The organism is Nonomuraea sp. NEAU-A123 (assembly GCF_018603905.1).
GTDB lineage: Bacteria > Actinomycetota > Actinomycetes > Streptosporangiales > Streptosporangiaceae > Nonomuraea.
In genome coordinates, this window is the sequence record NZ_JAHFZZ010000010.1 from 363,384 (window position 1) to 385,536 (window position 22,153).

Sequence of the window (22,153 nt, forward strand, 5' to 3'; positions counted from 1 at the left end):
CCGATGAACTTCGACAGCTACTGGTCCGCCGTCGACGAAGAGTTGGCCACGATCCCCGCTCGGCCCGTGCTCGACCTGGTGCCGGAGCGGACGACGGACGAGGCGACCAGCTACACCGTGCGGCTCACCAGCACCGGACCGTACCGCGTCTTCGGTCATCTCAGCATCCCGGCCGGTGACGGGCCGTTCCCCGCGCTCCTGCAGACGCCGCGCCACGGGAGCGTCAACCTCGTGCCACACCCGAACGATCGGAGCCGGTACGTCGTGTTCGGCCTGACGCACCGTGGTCAGCGGCTGGCCGACGAAGGGTTCTCGGCGGCGTACCCGGGATTGTTGACGATGGGCATCGACGACCCGGCGTCGTACATCTATCGCGGGATCGCGGCGGACTGCCTGCGGGCCGCGGAGTTCCTGATGAGCCTGGACGAGGTCGATCCGGCGCGGGTGGCCGTGAGTGGGGACGACCTGGCGGTGCTGACGGCTGCGCGGCGGCCCGGGTTCAGCGCGGTCCGGGTCTCGGGGTTGCTGTTCTACCAGGCGACAGAGGCACGGCTGAAGTCGAGCCACTATCCGCTCGAGGAGCTCAACGATCACCTCCGTGCCGGCTCGTCGGCGCAGATTGTTGCCGATACTCTTGCCTACTTCGATCCGGTCCGGCATGCGTCCGCGGTGACCGCTCGGACGTTGCTCGCCGTCGACGATCCCGACTGGTGTGCCGCGCTGATCGAGGTCTTGCCTGCCGCGAGTGTCTACAAGCTGACCCACCTCGATGGCACCGACAACGACTTCCTGGATGCCTGGCTGGCCGAACTCTCCGGCGTACCACCGATGTCGAAGTTCCTCGTATGACCAATCCCTTCGGGGTCCGGCCCGTCATCAACGCCTCCGCGACACTCACCGCACTGGGCGGCTCGCTGATGCCGCCTTCGGCGCTGAAGGCGATGACGGAGGGGGCGGCCCACTTCGTCGACCTGCCCGAACTCCACGACCGCGTCGGTGAGCGGCTGGCCGCGCTCACCCGCAACGAGGCGGCCTGCGTGACCTCTGGTGCCGCGGCGGCGATCACCCTCACGGTCGCGTCGTGTGTCGGTGAGCCCGCGCAGGCGTTCCCGGCCGATGCCGAGGTCGTCATGTTCGCCGGCCAACGCAACGGCTACGACTACGCGGCCCGCCTGACCGGCGCCCGCATCGTAGAAGTCGGCCCGTCGATCGAGGAGCTCCGAGCCGCCCTGGTACGACGCCCCGCCTGCGTACTGTGGTTCGCCGGCGCCCACTACGCAGCGGATGCTTTGCCGATCGAGGACGTGATCCGAGTCGCCCGGGAGCTCGCCCCTTGCCCTACCGGTCCACCGGCTGTGCCGGTGATCGTGGATGCGGCGGCCCAGATTCCACCCCTCTCCTCGCTGTGGCGATTCACCACGGAGCTCGGTGCGGATGCCGTGATCTTCAGCGGTGGGAAAGGGTTGCGCGGACCGCAGGCCAGTGGGCTGGTGCTGGGGAAGCGGTGGATTGTCGACAGGTGCCGGGCGCATGCGTCACCGAATCAGCAGATCGGGCGCGGGATGAAGGTCGGCAAGGAAGAGCTGCTCGGGCTGTACGCCGCGGTCGAGTGGACGCTGGAGCAGGACGAGGAGGCACTGCTCGCGAGCTATGAGCAGATCGTCGACCGGTGGATTGTCGGCTTGCGCGGAGTGCCGGGTGTCGTTGCCGAGCGCGGGTACCCGAGTGAGGCGGGCCAGCCGCACGGCCGAGCGGTTGTCCGATTGTTGACAACCAGCGGCTGGAGCCGAGACGGGTTGGTGCAGGCTTTGTGGGACGGGGACCCGCGGATCGCGGTCGGTGTGTCCGGAGTACCCGACGACGCGATCGCGCTGAACCCGCAGACGATCGAGCCGGGGGAAGACCTGGCGGTTCTCGATGCACTGGTTCGGCACCTGAGCTCTGGAGATGGCGAAAGAGCCGGACGAGACGTGTGACGGGATAGCGCTAATAACATTACGGGATATTCACCACAACGAAGCGCTGGCACCCCCAAGATCTGGGGATCTGCCTGCGGCAATACACGAGGGATTCTGGAGGGGCAGCTCAGGAGAGAGGAACGAGGATCACCATGGGCATTCGCACCATTCGAGGATTCCGGAAGACGGCCACGATACTACTGGGGGCGGCACTGATCGCCGTCCCGATCAACGCGGCACCCGCGTCGGCTGCCCCCGGCGACGAGGATTTCAAGGCATTCAGCATGTGGTTCGACGTCGGCGAACTCTCCAACACCAATAAATGCATTCCCGTGTGGGTGACCGCACGCTACCGGGATGCGTCCGGTAGCGACACCTGGACCCGGCTCATCAGGACGAACACCAACGGCTGCGACTCCGACCCGGAGCATCTGCAGAAATTTGGTGATTTTCAAAGCACCCACAGCACGGTCCATCTGCTGGCCGGGCCGAAGCCGACTCACCACTTCCGCTGGAAAGACCTCACCAGTTTGACGCTGACGGTGACGACTCCGAACACGCCGCCGGGGCGCCAGAAGAACGTGAAGATAACCAAGGAGGTCATTTCAGCGCAGGACCTCGACAACAACTGGCACGAGCTGTTCAACGAACAGTACGTGCACGTGTTCTCCGACGGCTTCAACGACTTCGAAATGTTCGTCAAACATCCTGCGTGAGCCTGTTCCATCGTGATCTCGATGGCCACGGGCTAATCGTGGGGGCGGGGGATTCCCGGCACACGGAATCCCCCAATGCCGGGCGCGGAGGATCGGCGCGGGACCGGTCAGGTGCGGTGGCGGGCGCGGGAGGCGGCGGCGTGGGCGCGGTTGGCGCACCGGGTCGAGCAGAACTGCCGCCGCCCCGGCCGGCTCCGGTCGATGAAGGCGTCACGGCACGGCGAGGCCGCGCACAGTCGCAGCCGTACCCAATCCCCCGCGGCGGCGACGTCGAGCAGCTCGCGCACCGCACGCACCGCCAGCCGGTCCGCCATCCCCGCGCCGTCCAGCGCCACGAGCCGCAGCACCGGCACCCCGTCCACATCCTCGACATCCGCACGCGCCGACAACCCGGCCGCGAACCCGGCCAGCGCCCGCGTCCGCTCCGACGGCTCGCAGGCCAGCACGGCCCGCAACCGCCCGCGCATCTCCCGCACAGCGGCCAACTCGGACTCCCAGAAATCCCCCCGCTCTCCAGTCTCCCCACCGGCCGGCACCCCCGGCTCTCCGCCGACCCGCTCCCCGCCCGCCCGCTCCCCAGGCTCCTCGCCAACCCGCTGGCCAGGCGTCCCGCCGAGTGGGGTGTCGACGTTCTCGCCGAACTCCTCGCAGAACCGTCGCAGCGCCGCAGGGTCCGGCAGCCGCTCCGGCTCGTCCAGGTATTCGTCCCACGTGTTGGCCAGATCCAACGCCACCAACCCCGTATCGACGTATTGGCGCATCCCATTTCCTCCTGCTACCGTCACGACTATGACCACTATAACTCCTGACACAAGATTCGCCATCCTCGACGCCCCCTCAAACCTCGGCCTCCGCCCGCCCGCCCCCGGCGTGATCCCCGGCTGCTACAAGGCCCCGTGGGCGCTCCGCGACGCCGGGCTGCGGGAGCGGATCGGCGCGAGCGACGCGGGCGCGGTGGTTCCGCCTCGTTATGTGTCCACCTGGCAGCCTGGCGACGGCGTCCGCAACGGCCCGGCGATCGCCGCGTACGCCAGGAAGCTGGCCGACCGCATCGCCGCCATCCGCGAGTCGGGGACGTTCCCGATCGTCCTCGGCGGTGACTGCTCGATCCTGCTCGGCCCGGCCATCGCGCTGCGCGAAGCAGGTCGGTACGGCCTGGCGTACCTGGACGCCCATGCCGACTTCCGCCACCTCGGCAACTCCCCGCACGTGAGCTCGGCGGCCGGAGAGGACCTCGCCCTGGTGACCGGTCATGGCGACGACTACCTGGTGAACATCGGCGGCCTGCGCCCGTACGTTGCCGACGAGGACGTGATCGTGCTCGGCGTACGCGAGGAGGAGGACCTGACGGACGTCAAGGAGTCGGGCCTCGCCTACGTGCCCGGCGCCGAACTCGGCCCCGGCACCCTCGACGTCGCCCGGAAGATCCTGGTCCGCGACGACCTCGACGGCTTCTGGATCCACGTCGACGCCGACGTGCTCGACCCCGCGGTGCTGCCCGCCGTCGACTCCCCCACGCCCGGCGGACTCGACGCGGACGGGCTGGCCGGGCTGCTCCACGGCCTGCTCCGCCTCCCGGGAGCCGCCGGTCTGGAGATCACGATCCTCGACCCCGACCTCGACCAGGACGGCACACAGGCCGCCTTGCTCGTGGACATCCTCAAGTCAGCGCTCGTTTGACGATGACCCACCGCACGCCCTTGACGATGCCTGATCCACCCCAGAGGATTATGTACAGATTGTGGACTAAAAGCACCAGGGGAGCTGAGGATGACCAAGCCGCTCAGTGTGCAGCTCTATTCCGTAAGAGACCAACTGGCCGCGGACCGTGACGACGTGCTGCGCCGGATAGCCGGGATCGGTTACGGGGCCGTCGAACCCTTCGACCCCACCGGCGACCCCAAAGGCTTCCGGCGGGTGGCCGACGACCTCGGGCTGGCCGTGTCGAGCACGCACGCCTACGCCCTGCTCAGCCAGGAGCCGGCCGAGGTCTTCGACGCCATCGCCACCGTCGGCACCGACCTGGTGATCATCCCGGGCGGCATCGCGCACGAGGAGTTCACCACGCGCGACGGCCTGTCCAGGACCGCCGACCTGCTGAACGGCCTGGCCGAGCAGGCGTCCTCGTACGGCATGCGGATCGGCTACCACAACCACTGGTGGGAGATCGAGCCACGGATCGACGGCCGCCACGCTTTGGAGGCTCTCGCCGACCTGCTGGCTCCGGAGGTGTTCCTGGAGATCGACACCTATTGGGCGGCCGTGGGCGGCGCGGACGTACCTGCCTTACTACGTGGACTTTCCTCCAGGATCCTGGCGCTGCACGTCAAGGATGGCCCAGTCGTCAAGGACGAGCCGCACGTGGCCGTGGGCCAGGGCGTCATGCCGGTGCCGGAGATCCTCGCGGCCAGCCCGGACACCTGGCGGATCGTGGAGCTCGACAGCTGCGCGGGCGACATCTTCGACGCTCTCGCGGGCAGCCATGCCTACCTCACCCAGCTGAGCGGTTCGTGAACGCCGGCCCCGTAGGCGTCGCCGTCGTCGGCGCCGGTGTGATCAGCAGCCACTATCTCCGCCACCTGTCCACGTTCCCCGACGTCCGGGTGCTCGGCGTGGCCGACCTCGACACGGCCAGGGCCGCGACCGCCGCGCGCGAGTACGGGGTGCCGGTCTCCGGCACGGTCGACACCGTACTGGCGCTGCCGGAGGTGGAGATCGTCGTCAACCTGACGATCCCGTCCGCGCACGCCGCCGTGGCGCTCGCGGCGCTGCGCGCGGGCAAGCACGTGTACGGCGAGAAGCCGCTGGCCCTGGACCTGGACGAGGCGGCCAAGATCACGGCGGAGGCCGCGAACCTGAACCTGCTCGTCGGCAACGCCCCCGACACCTTCCTCGGCGCGGGGCTCCAGTCGGCGGCCAAGGCGCTCGCCGCCGGCCTCATCGGCACCCCGGTCGCCGTCACGGCCGCCCTGCAGAGCCTGGGTCCCGAGTCGTGGCACCCCAATCCCGAGTTCCTGTACCAACGCGGTGCCGGCCCCCTGTTCGACCTGGGCCCCTACTACCTGACCGCCCTGGTCGCCCTGCTCGGTCCGGCGGCCCGGGTCGCGGCCAGTACCCGGCGGGCTCGCGACCATCGGGTGATCGGCTCGGGGCCGAAGGCGGGCACGGCGTTCGCCGTGGAGGTGCCCACGCACGTCAACGCGCTGATCGACTTCGCGGGCAGCGCCAGCGCGACGACCACGTTCAGCTTCGACTCGCCCGTAGGCCGGAGGATGATCGAGATCATCGGCACCGAGGGGGCGCTGTCGCTGCCCGACCCCAACACCTTCGACGGGCCGCTGCTGGCCCGCGGCCTGCATGACGCCGAGTGGCGGGAACTGCCCGTCACGGGCACGACCGCCGGGCGCGGGCTGGGAGTCCTGGACATGGCCAGATCCCTGCGCACCGGAACCCCGCACCGGGCCTCGGGCGCGCTCGCCCTGCACGTCCTGGAGATCATGACCGCCATCGGCGACGCCGGCGAAGACGGAGAGTCCCACCACCTCCACACCACCTCACCAACCCCACTCCCACTCCCCGACAACTGGGACCCACACGCCAACACGCTGGAGTGACACCACCGCCATGTGACCGCGACCACCTCCTGCCCGCGCCGGCTTGCTGCCGCCGCCTCGGTGAAGCAGGAGGGGTCGCGCACTACGACGCTGGACCGCGACCTGCGGAGGGCGCGGGCGGCGGAGGGCGCGGGCGGAGTTAGGCGGGGATGACGTAGGGGTTGGTGGTGGAGTGGCCGGCGCCGTTCACGGCCGTGATGTACAGCCACGGTCGCCGGGGATCGACGTCGGTCGGGGTGGGGAACGGGATCCAGGCGGCGTTGGATTCGTCCGGTCCTTGGGTGACGGTCACCGTCTTGGCCCCGGCGCCGGCCCGGGCGTACTGGAGCTTGACCGTGCCGCCCGCGAGGTCCCTGCCTTTGATCGCGATCCCGGCCGCGTTCCTGGTCGCGCTGAGGATGAGCGGCTCGTTCCAGGAGGCGTGGAGGTCGTCGCTCAGCGACGGGGTCATCCAGTTGAGCTGGCACGTCAGGAACGGGTCCCAGCCGTAGGAGATCACCTTGGTCACGGCCGTCCCGGCCGCCATGATCTGGGCGTCGAGCCGTTGCTTGGTCGTACGGCCACGCAGCGGCATCGGGTCGGCCCGGCCGCACTCGCCGGGCACCGGGGCGGGCTCGAAGGCCTCCACGTTCACCCACAGCTCCACCCCCGGCGGCCGTGACCGCACCGCCGCCTGGATGTAGTCGTAGGTCGAGCCGTAGTACGCCTGCCGGTTGGTGACGTCGCCCACCACCGGCACCAGCCGGGGATCGACCTTGGCGGCCGCCTCGTCGAGGCCGTAGACGGGCGTCTTGCCGGTCCCGCGCCCGTCCTGTACGGCGACGACCATGGGCGCGCCATGCCGGGTGGCGGCGATGGCGAGCATCCCCGGCCCCACGCGCGCCGGCGGGAACCCCTTGTCCCTGCGCGCGTCGAAATAGGGGCTGACCAGGATCGTCTTCCCCGGCAGCGTGGCGGCCACCACGGCATGCTGGGCCCGGTAGAGGTCGATGGTCGGATCGACGCTGGGCCGCGACTTCACCGCCAGCTCGAACGACTGGTACACCCCGGCGAACGCCGCCGACGCCCCGTACTTGCCCCGATAGTCCGTCAGCACCCGCTCGGTGAGCGCGGTGACGGCACGGAGGTGCGTCAGGTTCGGCAGCCACGGCCGCTTGACGTCCTGCGGCGCGGCGGGCAGTCCGGGGAACACCTTCATCCCGTACGCGGCCGCCTCCGCCATCAGGTTGCCCAGCCCGTCGCCGTCGGTCGCGATCAGCACGAGGTCGTACGGGCCGCTGGAGCAGGACTTGCCCAACAGCAGCCGGTAGTAGACGCGCCCGCCGCTCTCGATCCGCCGGTCCAGGGCCGGGCACCGCAGCAGGCCGTCGCCGAACAGTTCGTTCGCCGCGTAGCCGTACACCCGGCGGATGCGCGGGACCGCCTCGCGAGCGGCCTGGTAGCACGTCTTCCCGCTCTCGACGCAGCCGGCGAAGTCGGGATCGGGCGCGCCCTCCTTGAGCAGCCGCCCCGCCCGATCGACCCGGCTCGGCACCAGACGCGGGCCGAACGTGATGAGCGTGTCACCACCGACCCCATGGATCGCCTCCACGGTCCGCCGCGTGACGCACGGGTCGGAGCGCGGCACCAACCAGTAACCGGTGATCGCGTACGGCGCGGTGACCCGCATGTCCCGCGCCAGGCACACCGCGTCATCGGGGGTCGCAGCGGGCGTCGCCGCCACAGCCCGCACAGCGGAAACAGCGAGCGTCGCGGCCTCGGCCCGATCGAGGGGAACGACGGTGGCCGCCATCACCGCCACGGCCGCGACCAAGCGCAGGATCCACCCGGATACCAAAGGACCTCCTCGCGCGAGCGTCCCCTCGCGGCCAGAACGGTCGTACCCGTCAGATCACTCAATGCACCTTATCGACCCGAGCACACCGCGCACCCGGAACGGCGGCGTCAAGAGACCGCCGTCCCAGGTGCCACGCGATTCCCAGCTCAAGCCACCGGATCGTCAGCCGGATCCCGGTACGCAGCGCTGAACGTGTGCATCCCCGCCCCCACCTCAACCGGCTCCGCGGAAGGCAGCGAGACCTCGGCCGTCGTCCCCGGCGGTACGGACACGGTGACCGTGAGGTTGCCACCCGACCGGGACCAGGCCACCGCCGCCGGACCGTACGGCGTCTCGTGCTCGGCGGAGGCGTGGGTGAGGCCGGCGCCGGGCCGCGGTGCGACGCGGATGCGGCGGTAGCCGGGAGCGGCGGGGGCGAGGCCGGCCAGCGTGCCGTGCAGGAAGTCGGCGACCGCGCCCAGCGCGTAGTGGTTGAACGAGGTCATCTCGCCGGGGTTGACCGAGCCGTCGGGCAGGAGGCTGTCCCAGCGCTCCCAGATCGTGGTGGCGCCCATGGTCACCGGGTACAGCCACGACGGGCATTCGCGCTGCGTCAGCAGCCGGTAGGCCGTGTCGTGCTCCCCGACCGACGCCAAGGCGGCGCAGACCAGCGGCGTGCCGACGAAGCCGGTGCCGATGCGGTAGTCGTCCTGGTCGACCAGCTCGGCCAGCCGCTTGCCCTGACGCGCCCGCTGCTCCGGCGTCTCCGCCAGGTCGAGGTGCAGGGCCAGCGCGTAGGCGGTCTGGGTGTCGCTGACCAGGCGGCCCGACGGCGAGACGTACTCGCGGCGGAAGGCCGCCCGCACCTCGGCCGCCAGCTCACCGTACTTCTCCGCGTCGCCGCCCCGGCCGAGCAGTTCCGCGGTGTCGGCCAGGAGCTGCGCGGTCCACGCGTGGTAGGCGGTGGCGATGAGGTACGCGTCGGTCCTGGCCTTGCCGGGCTTGTCCGGCGGCGCGGCGGGGTCGAGCCAGTCGCCGAACTGGAAGCCCTCGTCCCACAGGTGGTCGTCGCCGGCGATGCCCGCGATGTGGTCGACCCACCCCTTCATGCTGTCGTACTGGGCCTCCAGCACCCCGAGGTCCCCGAAACGCTCGTAGAGCACCCAGGGCACGATCACCGCCGCGTCTCCCCACGCCGCCGTCGGCATGGCGGAGAAGTCGAGGCCGACCCACGGAATGTAGTAGGGCACCATGCCCGAATCGTCCTGGTCCGCGGCCAGGTCGGCCAGCCACGAACCGAGCGTGCCCGCGCAGTCGTACAGGAACGAAGCGGTAGGGGCGAAGACCTGGATGTCGCCGGTCCAGCCGAGGCGCTCGTCGCGCTGGGGGCAGTCGGTCGGCAGGTCGACGAAGTTGCCGCGCATGCTCCACACGACGTTGTCGTGCAGGCGCTGGAGCTGGGGGTCCGAGCAGGTGAACCAGCCGGTGCGGCGCATGTCGGTGTGGCAGACGACGGCCTGGACGCTGTCGGGGCGGAGCTCGCCCGGCCAGTCGATCAGCTCGGCGTAGCGGAAGCCGTGCATGGTGAAGCGCGGCTCCCACTCCTCCTCCGCGCCGCCCGCGAGGGTGTACTCGTCCTGGGCGGCCGCGTTGCGCAGCGGGCGCCGCGACAGGACGCCGTCCTCCAGGACCTCGGCGTGGCGCAGCGTGACGGTGTGGCCGGCGGGGCCCTCGACGCGGATGCGCAGGCGGCCGGAGATGTTCTGGCCGAAGTCGAGGATCGTCTCGCCGGCGGGGCCCTGGATGACCTCGACGGGACGCAGCGTCTCCACCCGGCGGACCGGCGGCCCGGTGGGGGCGACGAGCAGGCCGGGGTCGTGGTCCACGACGTCGGCGGGCAGCCAGGCGCTGTCGTCGAAGCCGGCCGAGGACCAGCCGGCGGGCATCAGGCGGGCGTCGTACTTCTCGCCGTCGTACAGGCTCGCCGCGAGGATCGGGCCGCGGGCGCAGCGCCAGGAGCCGTCAGTGGTCACCACGTCGGTCGAGCCGTCGGCGTAGACGACTTCGAGCTGGGCGATGAGCGCGGTACGCGAGCCGTACGTCTCGACCCTGCCGTCCTTGAAGCCGACGCGACCGCGGTACCACCCGTCGGCGAGCATCGCGCCGATGGCGTTGTCGCCCTCCGACAGCAGCGCGGTGACGTCGTGCGTACGGTAGCGCAGCCGGTGGTCGTAGCTCGACCAGCCCGGCGCGAGCACGTCGTCGCCTACGACGCGCCCGTTGATCTCCACCTCGTACAGGCCGTGGCCGGTCACGTACAGGCGTGCCCGCTCGACGGGCCCGCGGACGGCGAAGCCGCGCCTGAGCATGGTCGCGGGCCCGTCCGGCGCGTCGACCAGCTCGGCGGGCGGCGCCGCCGCGTCCGCGCGCCACTGCTCGGCGTCCAGCAGCCCCGCCTCGACCGAGTTCCACTCGCTCCACTCGCTCGTCTTGCCGTCCTGACCGCGGACCCGCACGCGTACGTCACGGCGCTCGCGCGAGCTCAGGTCGTCACCGGGCCACGGGACCAGCACGGATTCGGAGCGCCCGGTCGCCGAGACGACCTTGCCCTCCGCGTCGCGGATCTCGACCTCATAGCCGTGCTGTAGCCAGCCCGGACGGTCGTTGCGGACCGTCCAGGACAGCCGTGGCCTGGGTTCTCCGATGCCGATCGGCTCTCGGTGGTGCTCGAAACGCAGGTCGATGGTCATGCGGCTCCTCTGAGCGGTCAGCCCTTGACCGCGCCGGCGGTCATCCCCGACACGATCTTGCGGTTGAAGAAGATGAAAGCGAGCAGCGGCGGGATCGTGATGAGCACGATGTCCATGAACAGCAGGTTCCACTGCGTGCTGTATTGGCTCTGGAAGTTGTACAGGGTGAGCTGGACGGTGGCGTTCTCGTCGCCGGGCAGGAAGTAGAGCGGGTTGACGAAGTCGTTGAAGACGGCGACCGACGTCGTCAGGATGACCGTGATCGTCACAGGCCGGAGCAGCGGAAAGATCACTTTGAAGAACAGCTTGAACCCGGTGCAGCCGTCGATCATCGCCGCCTCGTCCAGCTCGCGCGGCACCGCGGACACAAAAGCACGATAAAGCAGCACGGAGTACGACATGTGGAAGGCGACCTCGACCAGGATGAGCCCCGGCAGCGTCTTGAACAGGCCGAGAGTCTGCAGCACCCAGATGGTCGGGACGATCGCGGGCGGGATGATCAGCCCGGACAGCACCAGGAAGTTGACCACCGACCGCATGCGGCCCGCCCTGCGCTGGAGCACGAACCCGGCCATCGAGCAGAAGACCACGAGCAGCGCGACGGCGGCGACCGTGAGGATGGTGCTGTTGAGAAAGGCTCGCAGCAGGACGTAGTCGCGGGCCTCGATCACCTCGATGAGGTTCTGGACCACCGGCCAGCTCGTCGGCCAGCCGAAGTCCAGCTCCGCCGACTGGACCTCGTCCTTGACCGCCGTGAGCACCATGAACGAGAACGGCACGACGAAGATGACGACGGCCAGGACGACCGCGACGAGTTCGAGTCCGGACCTCCGCAGTGCCCTCATGCGCTGACCTCCCTGGCGCTCAAGAAGCGGGTGAGCGGCACGACCAGCGCGGTGACCACGACGAACAGGATCACGTTTCCGGCGGTCGAGAGGCCGAAGAACCCCGCCTGATACTGCTTGTAGATGATCGAGGCGATGACGTCGCTGGTGAAACCGGGCCCGCCGCGGGTCATCGTCCAGATGAGGTCGAAGGAGCGCAGCCCGCCGATGAACGACAGGATGATCACCGAGTTGGTGGCGGGCCAGCTCAGCGGCAGCGTCACATACCTGAACCGGTGCCATGAGCTGCCGCCGTCGACCGCGACCGCCTGGTAGTAGTCACGCGGGATCGACATCATGCCCGCGATATAGATGACGGTGGCCAGGCCGACGCCCTTCCAGACGTCCACGAGCGCCACCGACAGCAGCGCGGTGTTCGCGTCGCCGAGCCAGTCAGGACCCGAGATGCCCACCAGGGCCAGCGCCTTGTTCACCAGCCCGGTGTCGGGCTTGAGCAGCACACTGAACGTGATGCCGACCGCGACCGTGCTCACCAGCACCGGGAAGAACACCACGGAACGCAGGAGGCCGCGCATCTTCAGCCGCGAGGTGAGCACCACGCCGAGCGCCATCCCCAGGACGACCTTCAGCGCGCTGGTGGTCACCGCGTAGATCAGTGTGTTCTGGAAGCCGATCCGCAGGTTCTGCTCGGCGAAGAAGTCGGTGAAGTTCTCCAGCCCCACGAAGGTGCTGTCGAACAGTGTCCACCTGGTCATCGAGAAGTAGAAGGCCATGACCGTCGGGACCAGGAAGACGACTGTGTAGACGATCCCCGCGGGCACGTAGAACAGGTAAGGGTACGGGTTGCCGCGCCCGCCCTTGCCCTTCCGCGCGGGGGCACGCCGCCCGGCCGCCACTGTGGGCGGCTCGGACGACGTGACCGTGCCAGGCTTCGAGGAGGTCACCACCCCGCGAGCCCCAGTTGCTTGGCCTGCTTCTCCACGTCCTTGTCGTACTGGGCCGCCCCCTCTGCCGCAGTGGTCAGGCCGGAGCCGACCGCGACGGTGATGTTCTCAAGGGACGGGCCCTTGACCGGGGAGACGAACTCCAGCGCGGGCGCCGCTTCCTTCTTGTCGAGGTAGCCCTGCAGGTCCTTGGCCACCTGGACCGCGTCCGCCGGCAGCGTGGCCCCCTTGATCCGGTACGGTCCGGCCGGCGGCGTCCCCTTGCCGATGGCCACCGCACCCGCCGGGGAGGCGATGAAGGCCAGGAACTTCTTGGCCGCGTCAAGATGCTTACTCGTCTTGGGGATGTAGGAGGCCGATGGCTCCCAGACCGTGGCGCCGTTCTTCGCGGCGTCGTCACCCGGGAGGGCGAAGTAGCCGACGTCGGTGGCCAACTGCGGGAACTTCCCGAGGAAGCCGGGCACCACCCCTGTGAGCAGGGGGTAGTGCACGCCCTGGCCCTCGGCCAGCAGCTTGATCCCCGCGTCCAGGTTGGCCGAGCCGAAGCCCTTGTTGAGGTATCCCTTGGCGTGCACCTCTTCCAGGCGCTTGAAACCGGTCAGCGCGGCCGGGGTGGTGGCGTACTTCGCCTTGTTGGCCGTGTAGTCCTGCGCGAAGGTCGGCGAGGCGGCCTGGACGTTGAAGAAGTCGGCCAGCACGAACAGCTGTGAGGTCCACGTGTCCTTGAACGTGGAGATCACCGGCGTCAGCCCGGCGGCCTTGATCTTGTCGTTGTTGGCCGTGAACTCGGCCCAGCTCTTCGGGACCTGGAGCCCGAGCTTCTCGTAGACCTTCCTGTTGTAGAGGATGCCGCCTCCCGTGGCGGTGCCCGTGGGCACGCCGTACACCTTGCCGCCCTGGGTGACCACGGGCAGGTACGTCTCCTCGACGTCCTTTATGACCGGGTCGCCCGTGAGGTCAACAAGGGTCTGGCCGGGATTCAGTGCCTGGAGGAGGGAGCCGGAGTTGTACCAGAAGACGTCGTTCATCTCGCCCGTGGACAGCTTGGTCTTGACGATGTTGTCGCCTTCGGTGCCCGCCGGGCGGGTCTCCGTCTCTATCTTGATCTTCGGATTGGCCGCCTCGAAGCCCTGGACGAGGGCTTTGGCCGCGTTGACCGACGCCTCGCCGTTGTCGTAGAGGAAGGAGATCGTGACGCTGCCGTCTGCGGCGGTCGTCCCGCCGGACGAGCCGCATGCCGCCAATGAAAGGAGGGGGAGGGCGGCGAAGAAGGCCACCCCGAGTCTGTGACGCGTGGTCTTCATAACACCCCTTGGGGCTCGAAGCTTAAATCGATTCAATGGCCTCGTTAGGGCGTTAACATAGGCTTTACATTCCGAGGACGTCAAGCCTTTCCTGCGGTAACGAAACGGAAACGTATGAGTGGACCTCTCGCGCGTCCACCCCTCGAGACCCCCGAACCACCGACCTGAAGCGAAACGATTCAAAGCCTTCAGTGCCGATGGTCCGGCCCCTATCCTGGACATCCGACCCTCGGCGCCCAAGGAGCCTCCATGCACGTCGTCGTCACAGGTGCTCATGGAAAGGTCGGACGTGCGGCCGTCCGGGCCCTGCTCGAAGCCGGTCACGAGGTGACCGCCGTCGACCTCACCCGCCCGGTCTGGGAGCGGACGGAGCCCGGCGCCCCCCGCTACCAGCAGGCCGACCTGACCGACGCCGGGGCGGCGTACGCGGTGGCCCGCGGCGCCGACGCGATCGTCCACACCGCCGCCATCCCCGTGCCCACCACCAACCCGCCGCACGTGGTCTTCCAGAACAACCTGATGGCCACCTTCAACATGCTGGAGGCGGCGATCAGGTTCGGCGCGACCCGGTTCGTGAACATCTCCAGCGAGACCGTGCCCGGCTTCTTCTTCCCCGAGCGCCCGTTCCTGCCCGACTACGCGCCCGTGGACGAGGATCACCCGATCCGGCCGCAGGACCCCTACGCCACCGCCAAGCACTTCGGCGAGCAGCTCATGGACGCCGCCGTACGCCGGTCAGACATCCGATGCATCTCCCTGCGCCCGAGCTGGGTGCAGAACGAGGACAACTATGAGCGCAATCTCGGCCCGCTGATCCGCGACGACGTGCAGCCCGGGCCCGGAATGTGGAGCTACATCGACGTCTACGACCTGGCCGACGCCATCGTGCTGGCGACCGAGTCCGGCCTGCCGGGGCATGAGGTGTTCTACATCGCCTCCCCCGACAACGCCGGCGGCTACGACTTCGCGAAGGCCCTGCACAAGTACTACGGCGGCACGATCCCGTGCCGGCCGCTCGCCCGTCCCGACGCCTCCGGCATCTCCTGCGCCAAGGCGGTGCGTCTGCTCGGCTGGACGCCCACGCGCTCGTGGCGCGACTACCTCGACGAGGAGGGCCGGGCGCTCAAGAAGTGACCGTTCAGGGAGTGAGCTTGGTGATGCGTACGGCGTCGGCGATGACATACCCCGTCGTGGAGGTCCAGCGGCTCACCCCGACCACGTTGTAGGTGCCCGCGTTGAGGGTGTACGTGCCGAGGGTCCGCCACTCGCCGCCGCCCGTGCGCTGGTCCACGACCACACTCTGGTTCCCGCCCGATGCCGCCACGATGTACGGCGTGGCGCTGTTGTAGCCGGCGTTGGCGGCGTACCAGACCTCCACCCGGTAGCTCCCGGCGCTGGGGATGGCCGCCTTGTACCAGGCCGGGTCGCTGGCCGCGACGGGGTCGGCGAAGCGGTAGTCGGCGCCGTAGAGCTGCGCCGAGAACGACGAGGTGCCCCAGGAGGTGCTCGCGGCGAACCCGGCGTCGGAGTTGTCGACCACGACGCTGAACGCGTCCGGGCCCGTCACCACCGAGCCCGCGCTCGGCGCGCTCTCCTGGTGGGTCCGGTTCAGCGCGGTCACGTAGTAGGTGTAGGCGCCGGCGGCCGTCGCCGTGGCGTCGGTGAAGGCGGTCTGCCTGGTCGTGCCGAGCAGGTTGCGGGCGTCGGCGTACGCGCACGGATCGGCGGCCGACTGGGAGCCGTCGACCCGGTAGATCGCGTAGGCCGTGGCTCCGCTCGCCGGCCACGAGAGCGCGACGCCGCCTGAGCCCCTGGTCGCCGCCGTGATCGTCGGGGCCGCGGGGGCGGCGGCGGTGCCGCGGACGGGCGGCAGGGCGGGCTTGGTGTAGTGGGCGGCGACCAGCGCGGCGATGGCGCCGATCCGGTTGGCCTTGACGTCCTTGGCGCTGAAGTAGACGTCCCCGGCCACCTCGGGGTGCTTCCTGTTGTCGTACAGGTGGTCGCTGAGCTCGGCGGGGTCCTGCCAGGCCGCGTCCTGGCCGCTGGCTCCCGCCCGGTAGGCCGCCTGGCCGACGACCAGCGAGACGCCGGTGCCCCGCACCACGCCCGACCACCAGGCGGTCAGCACCGCGTAGTCCGCCGCGCTGTAGCCGATGTTCCAGTAGATCTGCGGCGCCAGGTAGTCGACCCAGCCCTGCTTGACCCAGAGCCTGCTGTCGGCGTAGATCGCGTCGTAGGACTGCAGGCCCGAGGTGCTCGACCCGAGCGGGTCGGTGCTCGCGTTGCGCCAGATGCCGAACGGGCTGATGCCGAAGGCGACCCAGGACTTGGCGGCGTGGACGCGCTGGCCCAGCTCGCGCACCAGCAGGTTGACGTTGTCGCGCCGCCAGTCGGCGATGCCGGCGAACCCGCCGCCGTACTGGGCGAACGTCGCCGCGTCCGGGATGGTCTGGCCGCTGACCGGATAGGGGTAGAAGTAGTCGTCGAGGTGCACGCCGTCGAGGTCGTAGCGGGTGACGGCGTCCATGATGGCGTCCTCGATGAAGTCGCGGACCTCCGGGATGCCGGGGTTGTAGACGAGCTTGCCGCCGTAGGCGAACCGCCAGGTTGGATGCTGGCGGGCCGGATGGGTCGCGACCAGCTTGGTCGGGTCGTCGTCGTTGGCGATCCGGTACGGGTTGAACCAGGCATGGAACTCCAGGTTGCGGGCGTGGGCCTCGGCGACCATGAAGGCCATCGGGTCGTAGCCGGGATCCTTGCCCTGAGTGCCGGTCAACCACTGCGACCACGGCTCGTACGACGAGGGCCAGAACGCGTCCGCCGTCGGCCTGACCTGCACGAACACCGCGTTCATCCGCTTCGACACAGCCAGGTCCAGCCATGCGCGAAACTCCGCCTGCTGGGTCGCCACGCTCAGCCCCGCGCTGCTCGGCCAGTCGATGTTGGCCACCGACGAGACCCACATCCCCCGTAACTGCCGCTTGGGCGTCGCCGGATCCATCGTGCACGCCGCGGCCGAGACCGCGGGCGTCGTGGTGGGCACTACGAGAGCGGTGAGCACAAGGGTGATCGTGGCCAGGATGGTGCGCAGGGGGTGCATGGTCACGAAAAGAAGTTTCAGCTTCTCGCGATCAGAGCGCAATAGTCTTCAGCCGATCGGGGGGCCCAACTTTCCCGGCCCCGTTGTGCGGGCGGAAAGTTTCTTCTAACTCCCCAGTAATGTCAATTATCGACATCTGTCAGGAACGCGCTTACTGTGCAGCCGTCGACTCGAATCGAGGGAGCTCCATGTCACTCTCCCCCAAGCGATTAACCGCTCTCGTCTCCTCGGTCCTCGCCGCCCTCCTGGTCTTCGCCGGCCAGCCCGCCATCGCGGCCAAGGACACACCCCTCTCCGATGCGTTCGCCCGCGCCGCCGCGGCCCAGGACGTTCCCCGTGACCTGCTCGTCGCCCTCGCCTACGCCGAGACCCACCTCGACGGCCACAACGGCGAGCCCAGCGCCAGCGGCGGATACGGCGTGATGCACCTGGTCAGCAACCCCACCACGAAGGCGCTGGAGAAGGCGGCCGGGCTCACCGGGCTGACGGCCAAGAAGCTGCGCGCCGACACCGAGGCCAACATCCTCGGCGGCGCCGCGCTGCTGCGCGCCAACGCCGACGAGCTCGGCCTCGACCAGGCCGCCAGGAAGGACCCCGGCCGCTGGTACGAGGCCGTGGCCAAGTACGGCAACACCGCCTCGCCCCAGCTCGCCCGCCTCTACGCCGACGCGGTCTACGAACTGCTCGGCCTCGGCATCCAGACCAAGGACGTCCGCGTGGCGCCGCAAGAGGTGACCGCCGACCGTGGCCAGTACGCCAACACGCGCTCGCTCAGCGCCGAGGCGGCCAGCCCCGACTACCCGGACGCCACCTGGACGGCCGCCAGCTCCAGCAACTACACCGCCTCCAGCCGCCCGTCGGCCTACGCCATCGACCGTGTGATCATCCACGTGACCCAGGGCTCCTACGCCGGGACCATCTCCTGGTTCCAGAACTCGGCCGCCCAGGTCTCGGCCCACTACGTGGTCAAGTCGTCGAACGGCGCCATCACCCAGATGGTCCGCGACAAGGACATCGCCTGGCACGCCGGCAACTGGTCGTACAACACCAGGTCCATCGGCATCGAGCACGAGGGCTACGTCAGTGAGGCCTCCTGGTTCACCGACGCGATGTACCGCTCCTCGGCCGCGCTGACCAGCTACATCTGCGACAAGTACGGCATCCCGAAGGACCGTAGCCACATCATTGGCCACGTCGAGGTGCCCGGCGCCGACCACACCGACCCGGGGCCGTACTGGAACTGGACCACGTACATGAACTACGTGACCGGTGGCGGCACCCCGTCGTGGACCACCACGGTCGACAACGCCACCTCCGGCCAGTTCACCGCCAGCGCGAACTGGGGCACCTCCACCTACTCCACCCAGCGCTACGGCGCCGACTACCGGTTCGCCGACCCCGTGTCCGCCAGCGACGCCGCCTGGTACCAGGCGACCATCCCCAGCGCGGGCACCTACCGCGTGGAGGTCTGGTATCCGGACGACGCCGGCTACAACAGCGCCGCGCCGTACATCGTCGCCACCTCCAGCGGCAACCAGACGGTGTACGTGGACCAACGCTCCGGCGGCGGCAGTTGGCACAGCCTGGGCAGCTTCTCCCTCAACGCGGGCACCGCCAACGTCGTGGGAGTCAGCCGGTGGACCTCCGGCACCGGCTACGTCATCGCGGACGCCGTCCGCATCAGCAAGGTCTGAGATCTGGTACGGCCCGTGCCCGGTCGTGCGGGCCGTACTTGTTCAGCGCGCCCAAATAAACGCCGATAAATATATGCGCATTCGCTAATAAAGCGCCGGATGGAAACTTCCCTCTTTGCACGCTCAACCAAAGCATGTTAGATGGAGGTGTCTTGACCGACCACGCATCGGGGCGGCGCGGTAGTTGATCCGGACTCCGGCAAGGAGGCTCGTGCACATGGCGCTGGTTCTCGACGGCGTCCGCGTACGGCAGCGCGGGGAGACCTGGCTGCACGACATCCACCTCGAATTATCCAGTGGAATGACCACCCTCGTCGGCCCGATGGCGGCGGGGAAGACGACGCTGATGCGCGTCGTCGGGGGGCTGCTTCCGCCTGACGCGGGGCGGGTCGTGGTGAACGGAAAAGACGTAACGGCTATTTCCGTGCGCAAACGCTCGGTCGCCTTCGTCTATCAGCAATTCATCAATTATCCCTCGCTCTCGGTCTACGAGAACATCGCCTCGCCGCTGCGCATGGCGCGCTTTCCCAAGAAAGACATGGACCGGCGGGTGCACGAGGTCGCCGAAATCATGGGCATCGGCGACCTGCTCGACCGCAGGCCCGCCGAGCTGTCGGGCGGCCAGCAGCAGCGCACCGCGATCGCCCGCGCACTGGCCCGGCCGGTCGACGTGCTGCTGCTCGACGAGCCGCTCGCCAACCTCGACTTCAAGCTCCGCGAGCAGTTGCGGGGCGATCTGAAGGACATGTTCCGCGACTCGCCGAGCGTGGTCCTCTATTCGACGGCCGACCCGGCCGAGGCCCTGACCTTCGCCTCGCCGACCGTCGTCCTGGGTGAGGGCCGGGTGCTGGACGTGGGCGAGGTGGCGGACATGTACGCCCAGCCGCCGACGCTGGCCGTCGCCGCGACGCTCAGCGATCCGCCCCTGAACCTGCTGCCCGGCGTGGTGCGCGAGGGCCGGATCGAGTGCCTGGGCAGCTCGTTCCCCTCCCCCGGAGCGCACGCCTCAGGACGGAACGTCGTCCTCGCGGTCCGCCCCCACCAGGTGACGATCGAACGGAGCGGATCCGATGTGCTGGAGTTCCCGGCGGAGATCAGGCTCGCGGAGGTGACGGGCAGCGAGACCTTCCTGCACCTGATGCTGGCCGACGGGCGGCACCTCGTCGCCCAACTGGCGGGCACCCAGCTCTTCACCCCCGGCGAGCGGACCGTGGCCTACGTGGACCCGGCGCACATCTTCGTCTTCGACGACGCCGGCGGGCGCCTGCTCGCCACCTCGGCCGCGGAGGTCGACCTGCATGGCTGACATCCGGCTCGAAGGCGTGGGGCACAGCTACGACGGCGGCCGGACCTGGGCGCTGCAGCCGATGACGTGGACGTGGCGGAGCTCCAGGGCGTACGCGCTGCTCGGCCCGAGCGGCTGCGGCAAGACGACGCTGCTGAACATCATCTCCGGGCTGCTCTCACCGACCGTGGGGCGCATCTGGTTCGACGACCGCGAGGTGACCGCCGTGCCGACGGCGGGCCGCAACATCGCGCAGGTCTTCCAGTTCCCGGTGCTGTACGAGGAGATGTCGGTCTACGACAACCTGGCCTTCCCGCTGCGCAACCGGAAGTATCCCAAGGCGGAGATCGACCAGCGGGTACGCCGGGTCTCGCAGCTCCTCGGGCTGGACGACCACCTCCGGCGCCGGTCGCGGCGGCTGGACCCGGGCCGGCAGCAGATCGTCAGCCTGGGCCGCGGGCTGGTCCGCTCCGAGGTGGCCGCCGTGCTGCTCGACGAGCCGCTCACCGTCGTGGACCCGGCGCTGAAGTGGACGCTGCGCAGCAAGCTCAAGGAGATCCACCGCGACACCGGGCACACGCTCATCTACGTCACCCACGACCAGACCGAGGCGCTGACCTTCGCCGACGAGGTGGTGGTGCTCAATGAGGGCGCGATCGTGCAGGCGGGCGAGCCGGCGGAGCTGTTCCTGTCGCCCGCGCACGAGTTCGTCGGCCACTTCATCGGCTCGCCCGGCATGAACGTCGTGCCCGCCGAGATCGCCGACGGGGTGGTCAGAGTGGCGGAGACGGACGTCGGGCGGGCTGTGGGCGAGCTGGAGCCGGGGCCGGTGCACATCGGGGTGCGGCCGGAGTTCGCCCGGCTCGGCGGCGAGGGAACCTCGCCCGGACTGCCCGTACGAGTGACGTCAGTCGACCGGATGGGCGCCTACAACCTGGTGCACGTCCAGGCCGGCGACCACCCGATGATCGCCAAGACGGAGGCGGAGGCCCGGTTCGCGCCGGACACCGTGGAGTTCCTGCACCTCGCACCGGACCGCACATTCCTGTTCAGGGACTCGGTCAGGTGCGGGTCCATCGCACCGCTCGACGGAAAGGGCGCACCGTGACCGAGCAGAGCGTCACCGTCGCGGGCAGCCCGGTGGGCGGCGAGATCGTCACCGCCGCCGCCCCGCAGGACGGCACGCCCGACACGCGGGCGAGCGTCAAGCCGAAGAACAACCGCGCCTGGTTCCTCGTGCTGCCGGTCGTCGTGTCGGTGGCGTTCACCGCGGTGATCCCGCTGATGACCGTCGTCAACTTCTCCGTCCAGGACATCTTCAGTCCCGACGACCGGATCTTCGTGGGGCTGGAGTGGTTCAGATCCGTCTCCCGCGACCCCGAGATCCGCGCCGCGTTCGTGCGGACCCTGCTGTTCTCGGCCCAGGTGCTGCTGCTGGAGATCCCGCTCGGGGTGGCGCTCGCGGTGGCGATGCCGCGGCGCGGGATCTGGGTGTCGGCGGCCCTGGTCATCGTCGCGCTGCCGCTGCTCATCCCGTGGAACGTGGTGGGCACCATCTGGCAGATCTTCGCCCGCGCCGACATCGGGCTGGGCGGCTGGACGATCAACAACGTCCTGGGCATCGACTTCAACTACACACTCGACTCCACCGACGCCTGGATCACGGTCCTGATCATGGACGTGTGGCACTGGACCCCGCTGGTGGCGCTGCTGGCCTACGCGGGACTGCGGTCGATCCCCGACCCCTACTTCCAGGCCGCGCAGATCGACGGCGCCTCCGCCTGGGCGACCTTCCGCCACATCCAGTTGCCGCGGCTGCGCGGGGTGCTGACGATCGCGATCCTGCTCCGGTTCATGGACAGCTTCATGATCTACACCGAGCCGTTCGTGGTGACCGGGGGCGGGCCGGGCAACGCCACCTCGTTCCTGAGCATCCTGCTGTCGAAGATCGCCGTCGGGCAGTTCGACCTGGGGCCGGCGGGCGCCTTCTCGCTGCTGTACTTCCTCGTCGTCCAGATCGTCTCCTACGTCTTCTTCACCGTGCTGACCAGGGCAGGGAGGTGACCGCGATGGCCGGAGAGCAGGTCGCCGTGGCGCGGCGGGCCAGGCGGCAGCTGCCATGGGCGC

The 22,153-nt window shown here is 69.3% G+C and carries 18 protein-coding genes; 11 read left to right on the plus strand and 7 right to left on the minus strand.

Annotated elements, in window-relative coordinates; translation table 11 throughout:
• The first annotated feature begins 3 nt into the window (after positions 1-3).
• From KLK06_RS31580 to KLK06_RS31590, 3 genes are all read left to right on the plus strand, one after another.
• A complete protein-coding gene (locus tag KLK06_RS31580) occupies positions 4-849 on the plus strand; it encodes an acetylxylan esterase (protein WP_214639301.1) in 846 nt (281 codons plus the stop codon).
• Positions 846-1,976, plus strand: a complete 1,131-nt coding sequence (locus KLK06_RS31585; protein ID WP_214639302.1) for a hypothetical protein — start codon at positions 846-848, stop codon at positions 1,974-1,976. The genes KLK06_RS31580 and KLK06_RS31585 overlap by 4 nt, the downstream gene beginning before the upstream one ends.
• Positions 1,977-2,110: 134 nt before the next feature.
• The gene (locus KLK06_RS31590; RefSeq protein WP_214639303.1) at positions 2,111-2,674 is read left to right on the plus strand and encodes a hypothetical protein; all 564 of its coding nucleotides are present in this window, start codon (positions 2,111-2,113) and stop codon (positions 2,672-2,674) included.
• A gap of 107 nt (positions 2,675-2,781) precedes the next feature.
• Here KLK06_RS31590 and KLK06_RS31595 read toward each other — a convergent pair whose 3' ends face one another.
• Positions 2,782-3,435, minus strand: coding sequence for a CGNR zinc finger domain-containing protein (locus tag KLK06_RS31595; protein ID WP_214639304.1), 654 nt, complete (start codon positions 3,433-3,435; stop codon positions 2,782-2,784).
• A gap of 28 nt (positions 3,436-3,463) precedes the next feature.
• Here KLK06_RS31595 and KLK06_RS31600 point away from each other — a divergent pair, with 28 nt between their 5' ends.
• The 3 genes from KLK06_RS31600 (at position 3,464) to KLK06_RS31610 (ending at position 6,288) form a co-directional block, all read left to right on the plus strand.
• Positions 3,464-4,354 carry an arginase family protein gene (locus tag KLK06_RS31600; RefSeq protein WP_250906286.1) on the plus strand — a complete coding sequence of 297 codons (891 nt, stop codon included), beginning with the start codon at positions 3,464-3,466 and terminating at the stop codon, positions 4,352-4,354.
• A gap of 90 nt (positions 4,355-4,444) precedes the next feature.
• Complete coding sequence (locus tag KLK06_RS31605) at positions 4,445-5,188, plus strand: sugar phosphate isomerase/epimerase (protein WP_214639305.1); 744 nt, start codon at positions 4,445-4,447, stop codon at positions 5,186-5,188.
• A complete protein-coding gene (locus KLK06_RS31610) occupies positions 5,185-6,288 on the plus strand; it encodes a Gfo/Idh/MocA family protein (protein WP_214639306.1) in 1,104 nt (367 codons plus the stop codon). The genes KLK06_RS31605 and KLK06_RS31610 overlap by 4 nt, the downstream gene beginning before the upstream one ends.
• A 139-nt stretch (positions 6,289-6,427) precedes the next feature.
• Here the strand turns inward: KLK06_RS31610 and KLK06_RS31615 are convergent, their stop codons facing one another.
• From KLK06_RS31615 to KLK06_RS31635, 5 genes are all read right to left on the minus strand, one after another.
• Entirely contained in the window at positions 6,428-8,125 is a 1,698-nt protein-coding gene (locus tag KLK06_RS31615) for a DUF4434 domain-containing protein (protein WP_214639307.1), read from the minus strand.
• A 146-nt stretch (positions 8,126-8,271) separates the two neighbouring features.
• Positions 8,272-10,854 (minus strand): glycoside hydrolase family 78 protein, encoded by a 2,583-nt coding sequence (locus KLK06_RS31620; protein WP_214639308.1) that lies wholly within the window; start codon positions 10,852-10,854, stop codon positions 8,272-8,274.
• Between the two features lie 17 nt (positions 10,855-10,871).
• Positions 10,872-11,699 (minus strand): carbohydrate ABC transporter permease, encoded by an 828-nt coding sequence (locus KLK06_RS31625; protein WP_214639309.1) that lies wholly within the window; start codon positions 11,697-11,699, stop codon positions 10,872-10,874.
• Positions 11,696-12,643: a carbohydrate ABC transporter permease gene (locus KLK06_RS62550; protein WP_214639310.1), complete on the minus strand. Its 948-nt coding sequence runs from the start codon at positions 12,641-12,643 to the stop codon at positions 11,696-11,698. Before KLK06_RS62550 ends, KLK06_RS31625 begins: the two co-directional genes overlap by 4 nt.
• Positions 12,640-13,947 carry an ABC transporter substrate-binding protein gene (locus tag KLK06_RS31635; protein ID WP_214639311.1) on the minus strand — a complete coding sequence of 436 codons (1,308 nt, stop codon included), beginning with the start codon at positions 13,945-13,947 and terminating at the stop codon, positions 12,640-12,642. The genes KLK06_RS62550 and KLK06_RS31635 overlap by 4 nt, the downstream gene beginning before the upstream one ends.
• Before the next feature lie 249 nt (positions 13,948-14,196).
• On the opposite strand from KLK06_RS31635, the gene KLK06_RS31640 reads away from it, so the two are divergent.
• On the plus strand, positions 14,197-15,081 hold the full coding sequence (locus tag KLK06_RS31640) for an NAD(P)-dependent oxidoreductase (protein ID WP_214639312.1): 885 nt from the start codon (positions 14,197-14,199) through the stop codon (positions 15,079-15,081).
• A gap of 4 nt (positions 15,082-15,085) precedes the next feature.
• Here the strand turns inward: KLK06_RS31640 and KLK06_RS31645 are convergent, their stop codons facing one another.
• Entirely contained in the window at positions 15,086-17,047 is a 1,962-nt protein-coding gene (locus KLK06_RS31645; protein ID WP_214639360.1) for a family 10 glycosylhydrolase, read from the minus strand.
• A 188-nt stretch (positions 17,048-17,235) separates the two neighbouring features.
• Here KLK06_RS31645 and KLK06_RS31650 point away from each other — a divergent pair, with 188 nt between their 5' ends.
• The 4 genes from KLK06_RS31650 to KLK06_RS60310 all read left to right on the plus strand — a co-directional run bounded on the left by KLK06_RS31650 (position 17,236) and on the right by KLK06_RS60310 (position 22,090).
• Positions 17,236-18,741, plus strand: a complete 1,506-nt coding sequence (locus tag KLK06_RS31650; protein ID WP_214639313.1) for an N-acetylmuramoyl-L-alanine amidase — start codon at positions 17,236-17,238, stop codon at positions 18,739-18,741.
• Between the two features lie 217 nt (positions 18,742-18,958).
• A complete protein-coding gene (locus KLK06_RS31655) occupies positions 18,959-20,047 on the plus strand; it encodes an ABC transporter ATP-binding protein (protein WP_214639314.1) in 1,089 nt (362 codons plus the stop codon).
• Positions 20,040-21,134: an ABC transporter ATP-binding protein gene (locus KLK06_RS31660; RefSeq protein ID WP_214639315.1), complete on the plus strand. Its 1,095-nt coding sequence runs from the start codon at positions 20,040-20,042 to the stop codon at positions 21,132-21,134. Before KLK06_RS31655 ends, KLK06_RS31660 begins: the two co-directional genes overlap by 8 nt.
• On the plus strand, positions 21,131-22,090 hold the full coding sequence (locus KLK06_RS60310; RefSeq protein ID WP_214639316.1) for a carbohydrate ABC transporter permease: 960 nt from the start codon (positions 21,131-21,133) through the stop codon (positions 22,088-22,090). The genes KLK06_RS31660 and KLK06_RS60310 overlap by 4 nt, the downstream gene beginning before the upstream one ends.
• Positions 22,091-22,153: the final 63 nt, after the last annotated feature.